General features: G+C 67.7%; 16 protein-coding genes and 1 pseudogene. 9 read left to right on the forward strand and 8 right to left on the reverse strand.

Annotation, left to right across the window (positions count from 1 at the left end; all coding sequences use genetic code 11):
- Window positions 1–58: 58 nt before the first annotated feature.
- A complete protein-coding gene (locus ACZ45C_RS06460) occupies window positions 59–2,152 on the reverse strand; it encodes a histidine kinase N-terminal 7TM domain-containing protein (RefSeq protein WP_460560039.1) in 2,094 nt (697 codons plus the stop codon).
- Window positions 2,153–2,231: 79 nt separating this feature from the next.
- Between ACZ45C_RS06460 and ACZ45C_RS06465 the strand changes: the two genes are divergently transcribed.
- Window positions 2,232–2,699 (forward strand): peroxiredoxin, encoded by a 468-nt coding sequence (locus ACZ45C_RS06465; RefSeq protein ID WP_460560037.1) that lies wholly within the window; start codon window positions 2,232–2,234, stop codon window positions 2,697–2,699.
- Here ACZ45C_RS06465 and ACZ45C_RS06470 read toward each other — a convergent pair.
- The 3 genes and pseudogenes from ACZ45C_RS06470 to ACZ45C_RS06480 form a co-directional block, all read right to left on the reverse strand.
- A pseudogene (locus ACZ45C_RS06470) lies at window positions 2,696–3,624 on the reverse strand (DMT family transporter). The gene ACZ45C_RS06465 and the pseudogene ACZ45C_RS06470 sit on opposite strands and share 4 nt — an antisense overlap.
- Window positions 3,625–3,717: 93 nt before the next feature.
- The gene (gene idsA3 / locus ACZ45C_RS06475; RefSeq protein ID WP_460560035.1) at window positions 3,718–4,764 is read right to left on the reverse strand and encodes a geranylfarnesyl diphosphate synthase; all 1,047 of its coding nucleotides are present in this window, start codon (window positions 4,762–4,764) and stop codon (window positions 3,718–3,720) included.
- Complete coding sequence (locus tag ACZ45C_RS06480) at window positions 4,761–6,113, reverse strand: RNase J family beta-CASP ribonuclease (protein ID WP_460560033.1); 1,353 nt, start codon at window positions 6,111–6,113, stop codon at window positions 4,761–4,763. The genes idsA3 and ACZ45C_RS06480 overlap by 4 nt, the downstream gene beginning before the upstream one ends.
- Before the next feature lie 274 nt (window positions 6,114–6,387).
- On the opposite strand from ACZ45C_RS06480, the gene ACZ45C_RS06485 reads away from it, so the two are divergent.
- From ACZ45C_RS06485 to ACZ45C_RS06500, 4 genes are all read left to right on the forward strand, one after another.
- Window positions 6,388–6,630: an LSM domain-containing protein gene (locus ACZ45C_RS06485; RefSeq protein WP_049983102.1), complete on the forward strand. Its 243-nt coding sequence runs from the start codon at window positions 6,388–6,390 to the stop codon at window positions 6,628–6,630.
- On the forward strand, window positions 6,627–6,803 hold the full coding sequence (locus tag ACZ45C_RS06490) for a 50S ribosomal protein L37e (protein WP_049983101.1): 177 nt from the start codon (window positions 6,627–6,629) through the stop codon (window positions 6,801–6,803). Before ACZ45C_RS06485 ends, ACZ45C_RS06490 begins: the two co-directional genes overlap by 4 nt.
- 143 nt (window positions 6,804–6,946) lie before the next feature.
- Complete coding sequence (locus ACZ45C_RS06495) at window positions 6,947–7,981, forward strand: LLM class flavin-dependent oxidoreductase (protein WP_460560030.1); 1,035 nt, start codon at window positions 6,947–6,949, stop codon at window positions 7,979–7,981.
- A gap of 129 nt (window positions 7,982–8,110) precedes the next feature.
- Window positions 8,111–8,455 (forward strand): DUF5802 family protein, encoded by a 345-nt coding sequence (locus ACZ45C_RS06500; protein ID WP_460560671.1) that lies wholly within the window; start codon window positions 8,111–8,113, stop codon window positions 8,453–8,455.
- A 36-nt stretch (window positions 8,456–8,491) separates the two neighbouring features.
- On the opposite strand, the gene ACZ45C_RS06505 is transcribed toward ACZ45C_RS06500, so the two are convergent.
- A complete protein-coding gene (locus ACZ45C_RS06505) occupies window positions 8,492–9,937 on the reverse strand; it encodes a bifunctional metallophosphatase/5'-nucleotidase (RefSeq protein ID WP_460560028.1) in 1,446 nt (481 codons plus the stop codon).
- A 218-nt stretch (window positions 9,938–10,155) separates the two neighbouring features.
- Here ACZ45C_RS06505 and rpl7ae point away from each other — a divergent pair, with 218 nt between their 5' ends.
- Genes rpl7ae through ndk form a run of 4 tightly spaced genes read left to right on the forward strand, consistent with a single transcriptional unit; the run spans window position 10,156 to window position 11,415 of the window.
- Window positions 10,156–10,518, forward strand: a complete 363-nt coding sequence (gene rpl7ae, locus ACZ45C_RS06510; RefSeq protein ID WP_049983023.1) for a 50S ribosomal protein L7Ae — start codon at window positions 10,156–10,158, stop codon at window positions 10,516–10,518.
- A 6-nt stretch (window positions 10,519–10,524) separates the two neighbouring features.
- A complete protein-coding gene (locus tag ACZ45C_RS06515) occupies window positions 10,525–10,749 on the forward strand; it encodes a 30S ribosomal protein S28e (RefSeq protein ID WP_004046478.1) in 225 nt (74 codons plus the stop codon).
- 3 nt (window positions 10,750–10,752) lie between these two features.
- Window positions 10,753–10,941: a 50S ribosomal protein L24e gene (locus ACZ45C_RS06520; protein WP_049983024.1), complete on the forward strand. Its 189-nt coding sequence runs from the start codon at window positions 10,753–10,755 to the stop codon at window positions 10,939–10,941.
- The gene (ndk, locus tag ACZ45C_RS06525; RefSeq protein ID WP_460560025.1) at window positions 10,942–11,415 is read left to right on the forward strand and encodes a nucleoside-diphosphate kinase; all 474 of its coding nucleotides are present in this window, start codon (window positions 10,942–10,944) and stop codon (window positions 11,413–11,415) included.
- Between the two features lie 213 nt (window positions 11,416–11,628).
- Here the strand turns inward: ndk and ACZ45C_RS06530 are convergent, their stop codons facing one another.
- The 3 genes from ACZ45C_RS06530 to ACZ45C_RS06540 all read right to left on the reverse strand — a co-directional run bounded on the left by ACZ45C_RS06530 (window position 11,629) and on the right by ACZ45C_RS06540 (window position 16,893).
- Window positions 11,629–12,891: a PQQ-binding-like beta-propeller repeat protein gene (locus tag ACZ45C_RS06530; RefSeq protein WP_460560023.1), complete on the reverse strand. Its 1,263-nt coding sequence runs from the start codon at window positions 12,889–12,891 to the stop codon at window positions 11,629–11,631.
- Window positions 12,892–12,986: 95 nt separating this feature from the next.
- The gene (locus ACZ45C_RS06535) at window positions 12,987–15,416 is read right to left on the reverse strand and encodes a DUF2309 domain-containing protein (RefSeq protein WP_460560021.1); all 2,430 of its coding nucleotides are present in this window, start codon (window positions 15,414–15,416) and stop codon (window positions 12,987–12,989) included.
- A complete protein-coding gene (locus ACZ45C_RS06540; protein ID WP_460560019.1) occupies window positions 15,406–16,893 on the reverse strand; it encodes a proton-conducting transporter transmembrane domain-containing protein in 1,488 nt (495 codons plus the stop codon). Before ACZ45C_RS06540 ends, ACZ45C_RS06535 begins: the two co-directional genes overlap by 11 nt.
- Between the last annotated feature and the right edge of the window lie 71 nt (window positions 16,894–16,964).

Raw genomic sequence — 16,964 nt, forward strand, 5'->3', positions numbered from 1 at the left:
GGAGGGGCTCTCCGACTCCGCGGCACCGTTTCGACTCGCTGGTCCGGGACGTCCCGAGTCATCGCTCAGTCGCCGGATCCCGGTCCGCACCGTCGGCCGCGGGAAGCCACATGCTCACGCTCGTTCCCCGCGGCTCCCGCGTCTCGATCGTCAGATCGCCGCCGGACTGCGAGACGATCCAGTGGACGAGCCAGAGCCCGAGCCCGCTCGCGTGTTCGAGCGGCGTCTCGCGGGCCTCCGAGAAGACCGTCCGCTCGACCGAGGGGATCCCCGGACCGTCGTCCTCGACCGCGATCCGATAGCCGCCAGCGGCGGCGGCGACGCTCGCTTCGACGACCGGTGCGTCCCCGTCGTTGTGGACGACGGCGTTCTCCAAGACGTTCCGCACGGCGGATTCGAGCAGCTCGTCCGCGCGGACGACCGCCGTCTCCGGGACCGAGACGCTGACGTTCGCGTGCGGGAACGCGGATTCGAGCGACGTGCAGAGCCGCGAGAGCAACTCCGAGAGGTCGATCGTCGCCCGTCCGCCGTCGTTGTGGAGCGCGACGTCGATCTCGCGGGCCTGATCGCTGAGGTGCGTCAGCGTCTGCACCTTGCGGTCGATGATGTCGAGGTACTCCGCGCCGTCGTCGTCGACGTGGTCGCGCAAGAGCCCGGCGTAGCCGCCGATCACGTTCGCGTCGTTTTTCAGGTCGTGTCTGAGAACGCGGTTGAGAACCTGCAGTCGCTGTTCGTATCGTCGGCTCTCGGTCACGTCGGTCGCCGTGATCACCACCTCGTCCGTGTCCTCGAACAGGCGCTCGACGGTCGTCTCGAACCGTCGCCAGTTCCCGTTCGCGTGAATGAGTCGATGGGCGACGGTCTGCGGGTCGCGCGTCTCGAAGGCGCGCTCCAGCACCCGCTGTGACTCCTCGCGGTCGTCGGGGTGGACGAAGTCGATCGCCGGCCGACCTTCGACCTCCGAGGGCGTGTGTCCCAATAACCGCTCCACGGAGGGGCTCGCGTATCGGAGAAGTCCGTCCGTTCCGCAGACCGCGATGACGTTCGGCGACTTCTCGATGAGCGCCCGGTACCGACGTTGAAGCGTCTCCTGTGCGGTGACGTCGCGAAACAGCAGGACGGTACCGCCGACGGCCGAGGGGCCGGCCGCGTTGCCGGCGATCTCGTGAGGCGTAACCGTGAGGATGCGCGACTCGGTTCCGCAGTCGATCGTCACGCGGATATCGGTCCCCATCTCCGTCTTCCGAGCGCTCCCGCTTCCGTCGTCGACGGCATCGACGACGGCCGGCGCGCCTTCGAACGCGTCGTCGACGCCACTACCGATCGTCGCCGACGGGAACAGCGCTCGCGCCGGGCCGTTCACGTCGACGATCCGCCGGTCCGACCCCACGACGACGACACCGTCGGAGAGGTTCGCGAACACCACGTCGCGGGCGACGGGCGAGAGATCGAACAGGCGGTATCTGAACACGACCCACCCGAGCACGCCCGACGTCATGACGAACGTGATCGGCGTGTAATCGACGAACGTCGTCCCGAAGACCCCCCAGACGCCGACGATTCCGGCGGTCATCGGTGCGACCCCGGCGACCAAGAGCAGGGCCGCCTGCCGCCGAAACACCCCGTCGCGGTCGAGTGCCACCGATCCGAGAACGAGGAAGGTGAGGAGGTTCACCGTGTAGGTGTACGCCATGAACCCGATCAGCGCCGGCGTCGGCAGGAACGTCAACACGAGGTAACCGTTCGGGGCTGAAAGCGAGGAAGAGCGGTAAAATAGGGGATCGGCACCGACGGCGAGAACCGCGACGACGACTGCGATCGGGACGACACAGAGAACGACGAACCGCCTCGGACGAAGCCACGCGCGCCAGTCGACGTACGCGAGCACGAACGCCGGCCACGCGACGGCGAGGACGCCGATGCCGATCCAGACGAACCGGTTCCAGAACAGCGTCTCGGCGAGCGTCGTCGCCGACAGCTGTGCGGCGTACGCCAGCGCCCAGACGCCCGCACCGACGGTTACTCCGATGAAACTGGCGACGAGTGGCTTTCCCCCTCGGAGCCGGTTCTTGAGGGCGTACCCGGCGAATCCGAAGGACGCGACCGCCGCGACGAGAAGCGGCGCGGTGAACGGAGTCGGTTGCCACTCCATCAGTACCGTCTCGAGGACGGTAGCGAGTAAAAAGGAACCGGACCGAACGTCCTAAGGGGGCTCCGACGGGACAACGCGCATGCTCGAACCCGGCGACGCCGCACCACCGATCTCGCTCGCAGACCACCGCGGAGACACCGTCACCGTCGACCCGGCCGACGCGCGCTACACGGTCGTCTACTTCTATCCCCGAGCGGACACGCCGGGGTGCACGACCGAGGCCTGCGGATTCCGAGACGAGTGGGACGCCTTCGCGGACGCCGACATCGCCGTCGTCGGCGTCAGCGACGATCCGGTCGAGGATCTGGAGCCCTTCGCCGAGAAGTACGACCTCCCGTTCACGCTGCTGTCGGACCCTGACGGCGAGGTCGCGAGCGCCTACGACTCCTACGGCGAAAAGAACATGTTCGGAAACACCTTCGACGGCGTGTTCCGGAACACGTACGTGATCGATTCGGATGGGACGGTCGTCCTCGCGTACGAGGGCGTGGACCCCGAAGATCACGCGATCGAGATCGTCGAGGACATCGAGGCACTGGACGACTAGAACAGTCCGCCGATCCGCGCGAGCAGCTTCGGTGCTTCGGTCGCGAGCGCGTGGTGTTTCAACAGTCCGAAACCGACGACGATGACGGCGAACCCGGCGACGGTCAGCGGCGTGACGGGCTCTCCGAGCAGCAGCGCGCCGGCGACCGTGGCGATCACCGGGACGACGTACGAGACACCAGGTTGATCTCGAAGGCACCCAGCCGGTCGAGCAGCGTGAAGTAGATCGTGTACGCCACCGCCGACGCGAGGAGACCGAGGAACCCGAGCGCCACGAGCGCCCGCAGATCCGTGGCCGGAAGCCGCTGTGACTCCCCGAGTCCGAGGCTGAATCCGTGAATGAGCAGCGCGCCGAATCCCATCGCCCACCCGGTGAGCGCGATGCTGGAAAAACTCGTCTCGACCGTGCGGAGGCCGACGCTGCCCACCGCCACGGCCGTCACGCCGATAGAGATGAGCCCGACGCCGATCGTAACGCCGCCGGCGAGGTTCGCGGGGTCCGGCTGCGCGACGAGTCCGACGCCGACGAACGCCAGCACCACCCCCACCGCACCCCGCGCGTCGAGAGTGGTACCGCCGATCCACATCGCGGCGACGGCGGCGGTCGCGATCGGGACGAGGCTGTAGGTGATCGCGGCGATCCCGCTCGTGGTGTACTGCTGGCCGACGAACAGCAGAGAGTTGTTCACGGCGACGGAGAGCCCGCCGCTGAACCCGATCGCCGCCAGATCGCCGCGGGTGCGCGGGAGCGGCGACGACTCGGTGAGGAGGACGTACGAGAGCAGCGCGACCGCCGCCACGTCGAATCGGTAGGCGGCGTACAGTATCGGCGGGTAATAGTCGAGGCCGACCTCGATGGAGACGAACGAGCCGCCCCACAAGAGCGCGAGCAGCAAGAACAACGCGACGTCTCGGTATCCGGACACGCGCTATCGGACGGCCGCCGCGGATAAAGCGGTGTTTGTTTCCTCGCGGATGCGGCCGCACCGGTCGCGGCCTTCCGGTCCGACCTCGACCGCTCAGTAGCCGCGAACGATCAGGTAGTCGGCGAGGTCACGGAGGAGTTCTCGGGAGCCGCTCTCGGGGAGCACGTCGAGGTGCTCTTTCGAGCGCGCCGTGAGATCCTCGGCAGTCTCGCGGGCGTAGGCGATCGAGCCGGCGTCTTCGAGCGCGGTCACCGCGTCGTCGATCGACGCCTCCGTCACCTCGGCGGGCGTCTCCGCGCCGACGAGTCCGTCGACGTCGACGCCCTGCTGGCGGGCGTGGAGCGTGATGAGGGTCTCTTTCCCCTCGACGAGGTCGGAGCCGCGCTGCTTGCCCAGTTCCTCGGACGGAACCGTCAGATCGAGCACGTCGTCTTGGATCTGGAAGGCCCGGCCCGAGTCGATCCCGTACTGGTACAGCGCCTCCGCCACCTCGTCGTCGGCCCCGAGCAGCACGGCCGGCGTCGCCGCCGACGCGCCGTACAGGACCGCCGTCTTCAACTCGACCATCTCGAGGTACTCCTCGGGGAGGATGTCGTCGCGCGACTCGAAGGCGACGTCGAGCGCCTGTCCCTCACAGATCTCGGTGCACGTGGACGCGAGCATCCGCATCGCTTCCAGCCCGTTCGCCGGGTCCGCGCCGGTCTCGGTCATGAACTCGAACGCCTTCGAGTAGAGGGTGTCGCCGGCGAGGATCGCCGTCGACGTATCGTACTGCTCGTGGACGGCGGGCACGCCGCGTCTGAGCGCGTCCTCGTCCATGATGTCGTCGTGGATCAGCGTGAACGACTGGATCACCTCGATGGCGACCGCCGCGCGCATCACGTCGACCGGCCGCCCGTCGAGCGCCGGGAACTCGCGGAACTCGGTGCTCAGGGGATCGACACCGGTGACCGCTTCGGCTGCCAGCGTCGCCACCGTGGGACGGAGCCGCTTCCCGCCGGCTTCGAGGATGTACCGCGTCGCTTCGTAGAGGCGCTCGGGCTCTTCGATCGGCAGCTCCTCGTCGATAGCGGCGTTGACCAGTTCGCGCCGCTCGCGGATGGCTTCGAGCACCCGCGCCTCCTTCGTCTCGCTCGTCATTCGACGAGCTGGATGACGTTTCCGTTCTGCGTGACGTGAACGTCACGGCCGAGCTTGTACCCCTGCGACTTCGCGAGGTCGACGTACGGCGAGCGCCCCTTGAGCGTCTGGTGGCCGGGGATCACGTGCTGCGGCTGGAGCGCGTCGAGCATCTCGTAGTGGCCCTCCTCGCGGAGGTGGCCGGAGACGTGGATGTCGTCGTAGATGCGCGCGCCCTGCATCCGAAGCAGCTGTTCGGACTGGTAGCGCTGTCCCTCGTTGGTCGGCTCCGGAATGACGCTCGCGCTGAAGACGACCTTGTCGCCGTCGTCCATCTCGTAGGGCGTCTCGCCGCGGCCCATGCGAGTCAGCATCGCACGCGGCTCGCCCTGATGGCCGGTCACGATCGGGAGGAAGTTCCCCTTCCCCTCCTTCATGATGCGTTTGAACGCGCGGTTGACGGACTTCCGGTGGCCGTACATGCCGATGTCGTCTTGGAAGTCGACGAAGTCGAGCCGCTCTGCCGTCCCGGAGTACTTCTCCATCGAGCGGCCGAGCAGGATCGGCTGACGGCCGATCTCGCGGGCGTACTCGACGAGCGTCTTCACGCGGGCGATGTGCGAGGAGAACGTCGTGGCGACGATGCCGCCCGAGTAGTCCTCCATCGATGTCAGCGTGTCCTCGACGTGCTTTTTCGCGTACGATTCCGAGGGCGTCCGGCCCTTCCGGCCCGCGTTCGTACAGTCTTCGATGTAACAGAGGACGCCCTCGTCCTCGCGACCGATCTCACGGAACCGGTCCATGTCGATCGGGTCGCCGATGACGGGAGTGTGGTCCAGCCGCTTGTCGAGGCCGTAGACGATCGCGCCCTCGGGCGTGTGTAAGACCGGGTTGATCGCGTCGATGATCGAGTGGGTGACGTTGACGAACTCCATCTCGACCTGCTCGGAGTCGCCGATCGCCATCGTGCCGCCCGCCTGCATCTTCACCAGGTCGTTGTCGACCTGGAACTTGCCCTCGTCTTCGATCTGCTGGCGAACCAGTTCGATCGTGTACGGCGACCCGACGATGGGGGCGTCGTACCGGTGTGCGAGCTTCGGGATGCCCGCGATGTGGTCGAGGTGACCGTGCGTGGGGACGATCGCCTGTACGTCGCCCTCCAGTTCGCTCATGACGCGGTCGTCCGGGATCGCGCCCATGTCGATCAGATCGAGGCTGTGCATGCTCTCGGTCTCCACGTTGTCGTGGATGAGGACCTTACTGAGGTTCAGGCCCATGTCGAAGATGACGATGTCGTCGCCCGCGCGAACCGCCGTCATCTGTCGACCGACCTCTTCGTAACCGCCGAGTGTCGCAATTTCGATTTCCATGATTTGTCTATATCGAGCGCCTGATCGGCGTCGATCACTGAAACCCCGCAAGGAGCCGTTCTGCGCTACGTCCGACCGCGCGTCGTTGAGGCCCCGCTACGGCCGAGTCGCCGCCGACTCACCGTGTCCCGCGGGAGTGTGGTGATCGCAGATACAGGTGCCCGTGTTAAAAACACCCGGGTTCATCCGCGCTGGCGTCTCGCCGCGGGATCGAGCGACGCTGTCCCGTCTTCTCCCGGTATTTTTAATAACTCGACGGGCCGCGGTACGTACAATGAGTGGACGACCCCTCGACGTGCTCGAAGCGTCGCTCGAGGAGCCGGTGACTGTACACCTCAAAGACGGCACGACGTACTACGGCGTCCTGGCCGGCTACGACCAGCACATGAACGTCGTGATCGAACCAGAGACGGACGTCGACGACCGCGTCGACGACGACCTCGACGGCGAGTTCGCGGTCGCGATCGAAGACACAACGATTATACGCGGCGATAACGTCGTCACCATCAAAGCATGACCGGCTCCGGAACGCCCTCTCAGGGGAAAAAGAACAAGACGGTTCACGTGAAGTGCCGCCGCTGCGGCGAGAAGTCCTACCACGTCAAGAAGGAACGCTGCTCGTCGTGCGGATTCGGCGACTCCGCCTCCCGGCGCGACTACGCCTGGCAGTCGAAGTCCGGCGACAACTGACTGACGGTCTCTCGTTTTCGTTTCTCTCGCCGACTCGCTAGCCCCGCGACCGGTGTGAAGGCGTCACGGCGGGGCCTCTTTTCGATCGGATACGGCCCCGCCGGGACCCCAACCGTTTCCCGCGCCGATCGCCGAGTGCGCCCATGGAACTCTCCGCTGTCGACCTCTCGCCGATCCCCGCCGGCGGCACCGCCGCGGACGCCTTCGCGAACACCGTCGAAGCCGCGAAACAGGCCGAGCGGCTCGGCTACTCGCGATTCTGGGTCGCAGAACACCACGGCCGCGCCGAGCGGCTCGCCGGCACGACCCCGGAGGTGCTGCTCGGCCGGCTCGCCGCCGCGACCGAGGAGATCCGGATCGGGAGCGGAGCCGTGCTGCTCAACCACTACAGCCCGTTCAAAGTCGCCGAGGCGTTCGGGACGCTCGACGGCCTCGCACCGGGACGCGTCGACGCCGGACTGGGGCGGGCGAACGGCTCGCCCGCGGCCGACCGAGCACTGGGTACGGAGCGGCGGGTGGAGAACCCGAACGAGGACCACGAAGAGCGGATCCGGGCGGTCGTGAACCACCTCTACGACGCGTACCCCGATGGGCACCCGTACGCCGACCTCTCGGTGCCCCGCTCGGGGGCCGCGCCGCCCGCCCCGTGGGTGCTCGGGTCGAGCCCGGCGAGCGGCGAGATCGCGGGTGCGCTCGGGCTCCCCTACTGCTTCGCTGGGTTCATCCGTCCGGGATTCGCCGAGCGCGCGGTCGACGCCTACCGCGAGGCGTTCGAGCCGGGAGCGCTCCCCGCGAGCCTCGACGCGCCTCGCGGCATGCTCGCGATCAACGCGGTCGCGGCGGACACCGACGAGGCGGCCGCGCGACGGCGCGCCCCGGCCGAGGCCGTCTACCGCCGAATGCAGCGAGGCGACCTCGGCGACGGGACCCCCTCCGTTGAGGAGGCGATCGACGAGCTGGGAGCGACGCCCGACCCGACGCCCGCATCCCTCGACGCCGACGAGTGGCCCCGGTCGGTCTCCGGGAGCCCGGAGACGATCGCGTCCGTCCTCACACAGCTCGCCGATCGCATCGGCGTCGACGAGGTGATGGTCCAGCACACGGCTCCCGACCACGACGACGCGCTGGCGTCGCACGCGCTACTCGCGGAGGCCGTCGGACTCGACTCGCAGAACTGACCGATCATATCACTTCTAGCGGCAGACTCAATTATACGATCAACTGATCGTCGCCATGTAGTCACATCCTGAGATGTCATTCCCGGGTAACACTTATGTTCATCCATGCCAGAGAGTATCATGCACAGAATGTTCGAACGGTTTTCGAGCGGCTACTACCTGGGGGAACTGTACGTGGAACCCCATGGCGGCGACCGGGCCGTCATCCAGCGGGTCGACCACGAGCGCGTCAACGAGCAGCTGTACGCCGACGGCGAGGGGGTAGAGCGACTCGACGCTCCCCTCGTGATGAAACTCGACGGCGGCCACATTCCGGTGACCGGCGACGACGACGTCCCGAGCGGGACGCTCGCGCTCCCGCAAGCGCTCGCCGACGAGACGCTGCCGGACCGGCGGAACGTGCTGTTGGCCGACGCCGACCGCGCAGAGACGCTGCTGCGCTGGGAGGGCTGGGAGCCGTTCGCGAACGCGTGAACACCCTAGGCTCTCCGTCCGTCGCCCCCCTCTCCGCTACCGATTCTCGCCGGGTGGCGACGCGGTCGATCGGCGACTGCGGATCTCGATCCGTCCCTCTATGGCGGGATCGATCCCCTCCGCGCGGGCGTACGCGGCGAGCGCTTCGTACTGAATCGGTCCCTCGTCGATCCGATGCCGCTGTGCGAGCGTCGGAAACTCGTGTTCGGAGTGCAACAGGTACTCCGAGACGGCGACCGTGTACCGCCGCTCGGGGTCGATCGGATCGCCGCCGGCGGTCGCCTCCGCGATCAGATCGATGTCGGCGTCCCAGACCACGCGCGCGTTCGAGACGTGTCCGTGCCACCAGTCGTCCTCGCCGAAGTCGACGTCGGGCGCTGCCATCTCGCGGAACACGTCGTGAAGCTCCGCGCCGCTCACCGACGCGAGCACGACCGGCTCTTCGAACGGGATCAGGCTGATCAGGTCGGCCTTCGTCACCGCGCCCGCGAGCGGGTCGCCCTGTCGTAGCCCGCCGGCGTTCGACAACCCCACGTCGGCGTCGAGCGTCCACCGGAACGCGTCGGCGACGAAGTTGCCGGCGCGGCACTCACCGCCGTGAACGATCGCGCCGGTCCGCTCGATCGGCTCGTCGACGCGGCCGACGACCTCGTCGAGGTCCGCGGCGGCCATCCGCTCTTCGAGGGCGGCTTCGAGCTCCGGTACGGGGTCCGCGCCGTCGGGTTCGTGAAGCGTCGCGGCGGGCGGGGTATCGGGTGCTCCTGCGCTCTCGAACTCGACTTCCGCTACCGCTTCGCCGTTGACGCCGGGGCGGACGAGGCGTGTTCCGGCGACGACCTCGTTGCGGCGGCTGTGAACGTGGCCGCCGAGGATCGCGTCGACGTCGAGCTCGCGCGCGAGTTCGTCGTCGCGCGTTCCGAGATGCGAGAGGACGACCGCGTAGTCAATCGTCGAATCGGCCGCGCCGCCCCCGCGTTCGGCGGCCGATGCTCGCATCTCGTCGAGGGCGTCGCGCGCGGCGGCGATCGGGTCGTCGAAGGTCAGGTCGGCGGCCATCGGGTTCAACGAGTTCGTCGCGGGGTCGGTGACGCCGACGAAGCCGACCGTCGCGCCGCCGACGGCGAGCGTCGTCCACGGGACGACGCCTTCCGTACGGCCGAACGGCTCTCCGTCCTCGTCGCGGACGTTCGCGGAGACGAAGGTGACCGGTGCGTCGGCGACCAGATCGCGGAGCGCGTCGGGTCCGTAATCGAATTCGTGGTTCCCGAACGTATCGAGTTCCGTGTCGGTCGCGGCGTAGAAGTCGACTATCTGTCGCCCGGTCGCGACCAGCGAGAGGACTCCGGGGGCGGTCGTGTCGCCGGTCCCGACGACCGCGGCGTCGGGGCCCGAGAGCGCGCGGATCCGTCCGGCGAGGCGAGCCGCCCGCTCAGGAACGTCGACGACGTTCTCGATGTCGGAGTAGTGAACGAGACGGACCATTCGGTGAGCGGAGAGAGGAGGGAGCGACGCTTAAAAATCGCGGAGTCAAAAACGGAGAGTGATCCCCGCTCGCACACCCGCAGGACATTGAAAGCGCTTTTATGGATGTCCGGATTACGTCGGGTCACAGCCTCTGTGGGGTTGATGATGTGCCGTTCCGTTAGGGACCGACCACGGGACGGACACGCGAGCCCGCACGGAGGACAGGTGAACAACATATGCCCGTTTACGTAGACTACGAAACCCCAGCCGACCTCGCCGAGCGATCGCTCGAAGCGCTCGAGGTCGCCCGAGACACCGGTACCGTGAAGAAAGGAACCAACGAGACCACGAAGGCCGTCGAGCGCGGCAACGCCGACCTCGTCGTCGTGGCCGAGGACGTCTCCCCCGAGGAGATCGTGATGCACCTCCCCGAACTCGCCGACGAGAAGGGTATTCCGGTCGTCTTCGTCGACACGCAGGACGAAGTCGGACAGGCCGCCGGCCTCGAGGTCGGCTCGGCCGCCGCCGCCGTCGTCGACGCCGGTGACGCCGACGACGACGTCGAGGACATCGGCGAGAAGGTCGCGGAGCTTCGATAACCACCCATGAGCGCAGAAGAGGGCACCGGCGACTCCACCACCGCCGAGGTGATCGAGGTCGTCGGCAAGACCGGGATGCACGGCGAGGCCATGCAGGTCAAGTGCCGCATCCAAGAGGGATCGAACCAGGGCCGGATCATCACCCGGAACGTCCTGGGCCCCGTCCGCATGGGCGACGTGCTTCAGCTCCGGGAGACCCAGCGCGACGCGGACTCCATCGGAGGACGATAACCAATGGTCGAGACACGCACCTGCGACTACACCGGCGAGGAGATCGAGCCCGGCACGGGCACGATGTACGTCAAGAAGGACGGCCAGATCCTCCACTTCGTCGACTCGAAGGCGGAGAAGAACTACCTCCTCGGCCGCGAGGCCCGCGACCTCGAGTGGACCGAGGAAGGCCACAACCAGGGTGGCGAGTAGATGAGCCACCACGACGAGCGCACCTTCGTTATGGTGAAGCCGGACGGCGTCCAGCGCGGTCTCATCGGCGAGATCGTCTCGCGCTTCGAGGACCGCGGACTGAAGCTCGTCGGCGGGAAGTTCATGCGGATCGACGAGGACCTCGCGCACGACCACTACGGCGAGCACGAGGGCAAGCCCTTTTTCGACGGCCTCGTCGACTTCATCACCTCCGGTCCGGTCTTCGCGATGGTCTGGGAGGGCGCGGACGCGACCCGGCAGGTCCGCGCGATGGTCGGCGAGACAGACCCCGCCGAGTCCGCCCCGGGAACGATCCGCGGCGACTTCGGACTCGACCTCGGCCACAACGTGATCCACGCGTCGGATCACGAGGACGAGGGCGCGAACGAACGCGAGATCGACCTGTTCTTCGACGAGGACGAACTCGTCGATTACGGCCTCGACACCGCCGCGTGGGTGTACGAGGACGAATAGCACGGAGCACAGTCGATCCGATTTTTGACGGACGGTATCTTCCGCACCGAGAGCCGTCGGTGATTCGACACACCGTGTTTCCGGTGAACGATCGACGTCGATACGGCGCAGTCGTCCGATTGTGCCGCACTCTCCTCGTAAAAACCCGACAGGTGACTTCGCGAGTCCGGACGCGCTGCCGTGCGGTGATAGTGGGCCGTCCGCCGGCCCCGATCAGTTCGTATCGACCGCGACCAGCCTCCCGGCCTCCGTCACGACGAGGATCTCGTCGCTCCCGTCCCCGGTGGCGTCAGCGAACAGGGGACTGGCGTACACCACCGCGTCGACGCTCCCGCGGGCGGTAACGCCGCCGTTCCGGTTCAACACCAGCAGGTCACCCTCCCGGTTTATCGCCACCGGGGCGCGTTCGTCGCCGCCGTCGATCGCACCGAGAGACGGCGCGTTCACACGCGTATCGCCTCCGTACTGCTGTTTCCAAGAAACCTCGCCGTCAAGCAGGCTGACAGCCCAGATACTGCCGGAGCCGCCGACGTAGACGCGTCCGGGCCCCGCGTCTCCGACCGCGACAGGGAGGTCTTGGAGCCCGAACTCGTACCGGGTCGAGCCGTCGCTGACCTCGATCGTCTCCAAGTTCCCGTTCGTTCCCCCGAGCGCGAGGACCGGTCCGTTCTGGCTGTCCGCCTGCCGCCAGTTCAACGGCGTGACGGACGGTGTCGTCGTCCACTGGGTGTCGCCGCCGGCGTCGAGCAGCCTGACGGTGCGCTCGTCGCCGTCGGCGGTGACGACGGCGACGCCGCTTCTCGCGCTCTCAGCGTCCGAACCATTCTCGCCGTCCGAACCGTTCCCGCCGAAGTCGAGCGCCAGCGGTCGGCGCTCTATCGGTGCTCCGACGTCTCTCTCGAAGACCGGTTCGCCCCCGCCGTCGACGGCGCGGACGACACCGCTCGTCGAGACCGCCACGACCTCGATATCGCCGTCGTCGTCGACGTCGCCCATCGCGGGTCGGATCCCGCTTTGACCGCCGATGTCGACGGCGAACCGCTCGGAGCCGTCGGCCGCGTCGCGAACGACGAGCGATCCGGACTCGGTCGTGAACGCGACGACGCGGTCCCCGTCGAGGGTACCCGTCACCAGTCCGCTTGTCGCGGTGGAATCGGCGTCTTCCGGGGCTTCGGACGCCCCGCCGCCCGTTCCGGCGTCGACCGGAGCCGTCCACTCTACCCCGCCGCCGACGGCGGTGGCTCGTACCGATCGCGTGTCGTTTTCGGTGATCGACTGCAACACGAGCGGGTCGCCGTCCATCGTGGAGACGACCGCGCCGCTGCCGTCGTCGCCCGCGACGGGGTCGGACTCCCAGACGACCTCGGCGTCCGTCGCGCCGTCGTCGACGCCGACGAACGCGAACAGCGCGACGCTGACGCCGGTCACTCCACCGGCGAACAGGACGAGACTCGCGAACAGAACGCGCCGGTCCATTGACTTCCGTTCGGGCGTCGACGGCATACCGCTGTCGGAAGCGGCGCGGCGGGGACGCGCCCCCCGCCGGCGTTCACCGCTTCACCGGCGATCGGCTAGTCGTTTGCGACGGCCGGGGCGTCGACATCCCCGTGGGGTACCCCGGTCCGCTCGGACGCCGACACCCACTCCAGGTGCTCCTCGTAGTGGAAGGCGCGGTGGTCCCGCGTCGGATCGACGACCGTCAGCGCCGTCCAGTCGTTGTCAAGGAGTTCGGTCAGCTCCTCGTGGTCGGCCAAGACGTCGGTGACTCGCTCGACCGGTGCGTGAACGACCGTCGAGAGGCGGAGCGGCTGGTGGTACGGTTCGTCGTCCGCGGCCATCAGCGACTGGAGCGGGAGTCCGGACATCAGGTCGCCGCCATTGCCTTGGTAGACGCCGACGTTACCGACGGGGTTCTGGGTCACCTTCGACCCGCTCCCGTAGACGGCGTTGTCAGTCGTCGAGAAGTAGTACTGTGCGTTGATCCACTGGGTGACGACCATGGGGCCCGTGAGAATCGCTTCGAGTGCGTCTCCGTCCGGGTCGGTCGACCAGTCGTACGAGTGGAGGAACGCCCGGCCGTCGAGATCGCGGTCGCGCGTCAGTTCGCGGGGACCGACGACGAATCCGGCGTTGCCGGCCAGCCCCCACTCGGGACGCGTCTCGGCCCAGTCCGCGGCGCGGCGTTCGGCGTCCCTGACGCCGGCCGACCCGTCTGCGTCCATCTTCTCGGCGCGCTCGGCGGCCGCGTTCTCGCGAGCCGTCACGAGGTCCGCGCGCAACCGGTCGAGGTCGTCCGCGTGGCTCTCGGGCACGTCGCTTGCGAACAGCTCCACCTCGTCTGTCGTCGTGTTGTGCTGCCCGGCGACGAAGACCGTGTCCCGGGGGACGTCGAACCCGCGGTCGCGGAGTTCGGCCTTGACGTCCTCGTCGTTACAGATATTCGCGAGGACGCGGGCGCTGGGGCCGCCGGGGTTGCCGGCGCAGGCACCGCAGTCCAGGCTCGCGTCGTAGGGGTTGTTCGCCGTCTCGCTCGCGTGACCGGCGAAGACGACGAGACGACCGAACTCCTCCCACCCCATCAGCTCGAAGGCGGTCGCGGCGTACTCGACCTTCTCTTCGTGGGTCATTCCCGCCGGGAGGTCACCGACGTGGGCGTGCCGGCGGTCGTGCTGCCGGTCGACGATTGGCTCGCAGAACTCGTGATCGTCGGGAACCAGCCCGGCGGCCGCGTCGAACAGGTCGTGAACGCGCCCGGGGACGAGCGTGCGAGCCGCGAGCGAGAGGCCGTAGCCGCTCCCGGCTGTCTCGACGTAGCCGTACGCGGTGGCGGCGTTGGCCTCCAGAATCTCGACGACCTCGTCCGCGGCCGCGCCGAGGGCCGACCGGCGGTCGTGGCGCGACCGCGTCTCGTCGTCCGTCGGAGCGTCGGCCACGTGATGCTGTGGTTCCAAGATCGGCGGACAGGCGTCGACCGCGACGTCGGCGGCGTATCCCCGATACTCCATCGGAACGCCGAAGAAGCCGGCGTATCCGTGGGTCTCGTACTCGCCAGTCGCCTCGATGTGCCGGCGGATGGCCTCCGAGCGGGTGTCGATACAGAAGACCAACTGGGCGTCAGGACGGTCCGACGAACCGCCGTCGGCCATCGACCGGCTCTCGTCCGTGACGGCCTCGACGAGTTCGTCGCGGTAGGTCGCTTCCCACGCGCCGAGGAACGCCTCGGCGAGTTCGTCGGTCGAGTGCGCATCGACGACGTCGTTCGACGGCTCGATGTCGGCACCGACGGCGTCTGCCAGCGCCAGACGCGCCGCGAGGTATCCCTCGAGCGTTATCGGACAGGCCGACTGCCACTCGCCCTCGTCCTCGACGCGCTGCTTGATGAACCCGGTCCACCCCGGGAGCGCCGCCAGCTGTTCCTCGAGGATGGACACCCACTGGCTCTCCGGATACGGCTTCAGGACCGCCTCGACGGTCTCGATCGGCGCTTCGGGCAGGTCGGCGACGACCCCCTCGTCGGGGACGTCGGCGTCGTGTTCAGCGATTCCCCGGAAGGCGGTGTAGAACCCCTCCTCGCGGTTCGGCATCGACCAGTGGGCACTCCCCTCGTCGAGGAAGACCGCCAGCCACTTCGTCAGCACCCGGTCGACGCGGGCCGCGGCGTCGTCCGTCTCCGCGCCCTCAGCGTCGGTCGGGTCGGCGGTCGCGTCGGCCATCCGATCGAGCAGCCGTTCGGGGTCGTCCTCGTAGCCCGCCTCGGCGAGTGTCCCTTCGAGGATCTCCGGATCTATCTGTCCGCGTTCCAGCGCCGCTGCGAACGTCTCGGCGCTGGGGTATCCCCTGCCGCCCCACAGGTCAGCAGCGCGCGCGACGGCCTCTCCGAACGGCCGGTCTTCGAACCCCGAGAGGGGGTTGGCCGTCACGAACGAGTGGATGGGCCAGCGGGAGCCGACGGTCGTCACCGCTTCGTCGATGCTGTCGCGGACGGTGGATTCAATACTCATTGTAGTCCTCCGTGGACGTCAAGAGGGTGTTCGACGACGGTTGGGTGGCGTTCAACAGCGCCACGTAGAGACGCTGGCTGTGTTCGTGGACGCCGGTCTCGATGGCGGCGTAGATGCCGACGAAGCCGACGGCGATGACGCCGTGAAGCAGGGTCAGCTCGGTCGTCGCCGTACTGACCGTCAGGAGTCCAGAGACCCCCTCGTAGACCACGGCGTAGACGGTGATGGCCGGGAGGAACACCAGCGGGACGGCACCGTAGCGCGCGAGCGTCGAAAGCGCGGTGTGCTGGATCGCACTGCGGGCCGCGTGGAGCGTGGTGATGACGACGAAGAAGGTCAACAGGAGGCCGCTGTCGACGGTCGCACCCTTCCCCGTCAGCGACGTGAACACCGCGCCGCCGGCGAGACCGGTCAGCAGCGCCACGACGAGGCCGACGACGCTCGTCGCACGGCCGACCGTGTGCTCGGTGGCCTCGCTCGGGGACGTCCGTTCGACCTGTTCGCCCGAACTGAGGAACTGATAGGCCTTGTAGAACCCGTGAAGGATGAGGTGAGTGATCGCAGCCCCGAAGAAGCCGAGACCGACTTGCATGATCATAAAGCCCATCTGACCGACCGTCGAGCAGCCGAGTTTCCCTTTGACGTCCGTCCGAACCGATTTCAGCAGCTTTCCGCCGCTCGCGCTCGCCGCGCCGACGGCGACCACCGCGAGCATGAGCGTGGAGTCGACGGTGATGACCGGAGCGAAGCGGGTCAGCAGGATGCCGCCCGCGTTGACGAACCCGGCGTGCATCAACGCCGACGCCGGCGTGGGTGCGGTCATCGAAGAGAGCAGCCACTTGTGGAACGGGATCAGCGCGGACTGGATCATGGCCGCGAGTACGAGCGCGCCGGCGGCGACAAGCCACATCGGGCCGCCGAGCGTGTCGGCGGCCGCGCCGATGCCCGATATCGTCGTCGCGCCGGTCTCCAACCACAGCGCAGTCAGCGCGACGCCCAGCAGCACGCTACTGGCGGTGAAGTACTTGCGGGCGACCGCCGCAGCCGCCTGTGCCTGTTTCCAGCCGTCGGTGATACCGATGAGTTCCGCCATCAACAGCCCCATCGCCGCCCACAGGAACCCGAACAGCGCGACGTGGTCGGCCGCGACGAGCGCCATCACGACCGCGGTGAACCCGGACATCGCGACGAAGAATCTCGTCTTGTGGGCGCTCCCAGCCATGTAGCGACGCGAGTAGCTGTGGACGACACCGCTGAAGAAGGTGACTACCACCCACATCAGAACGGTCAGACCGTCGACGGCGACCACGCCGGGAACTCCCCATCCCCCACCGAATCGGACGCTGGCGATCAACACGGCGACGCTCGCGGCGAACAGCGACCACACGAGCCGCGTTAATGCGACGGGCACGAACGGTGAATCGACCGTCGTGTCCGGAAGTGGTCCGACCGTCGGTTTCGAACTGTGTCCTGACATCGTTCAACCTATCACACGACTCGAACCGGAGACGCGTTCACGAGTACGCTCCCGGTCGCTTCTACTACCCT

The organism is Halorubrum pallidum (genome assembly GCF_055380345.1).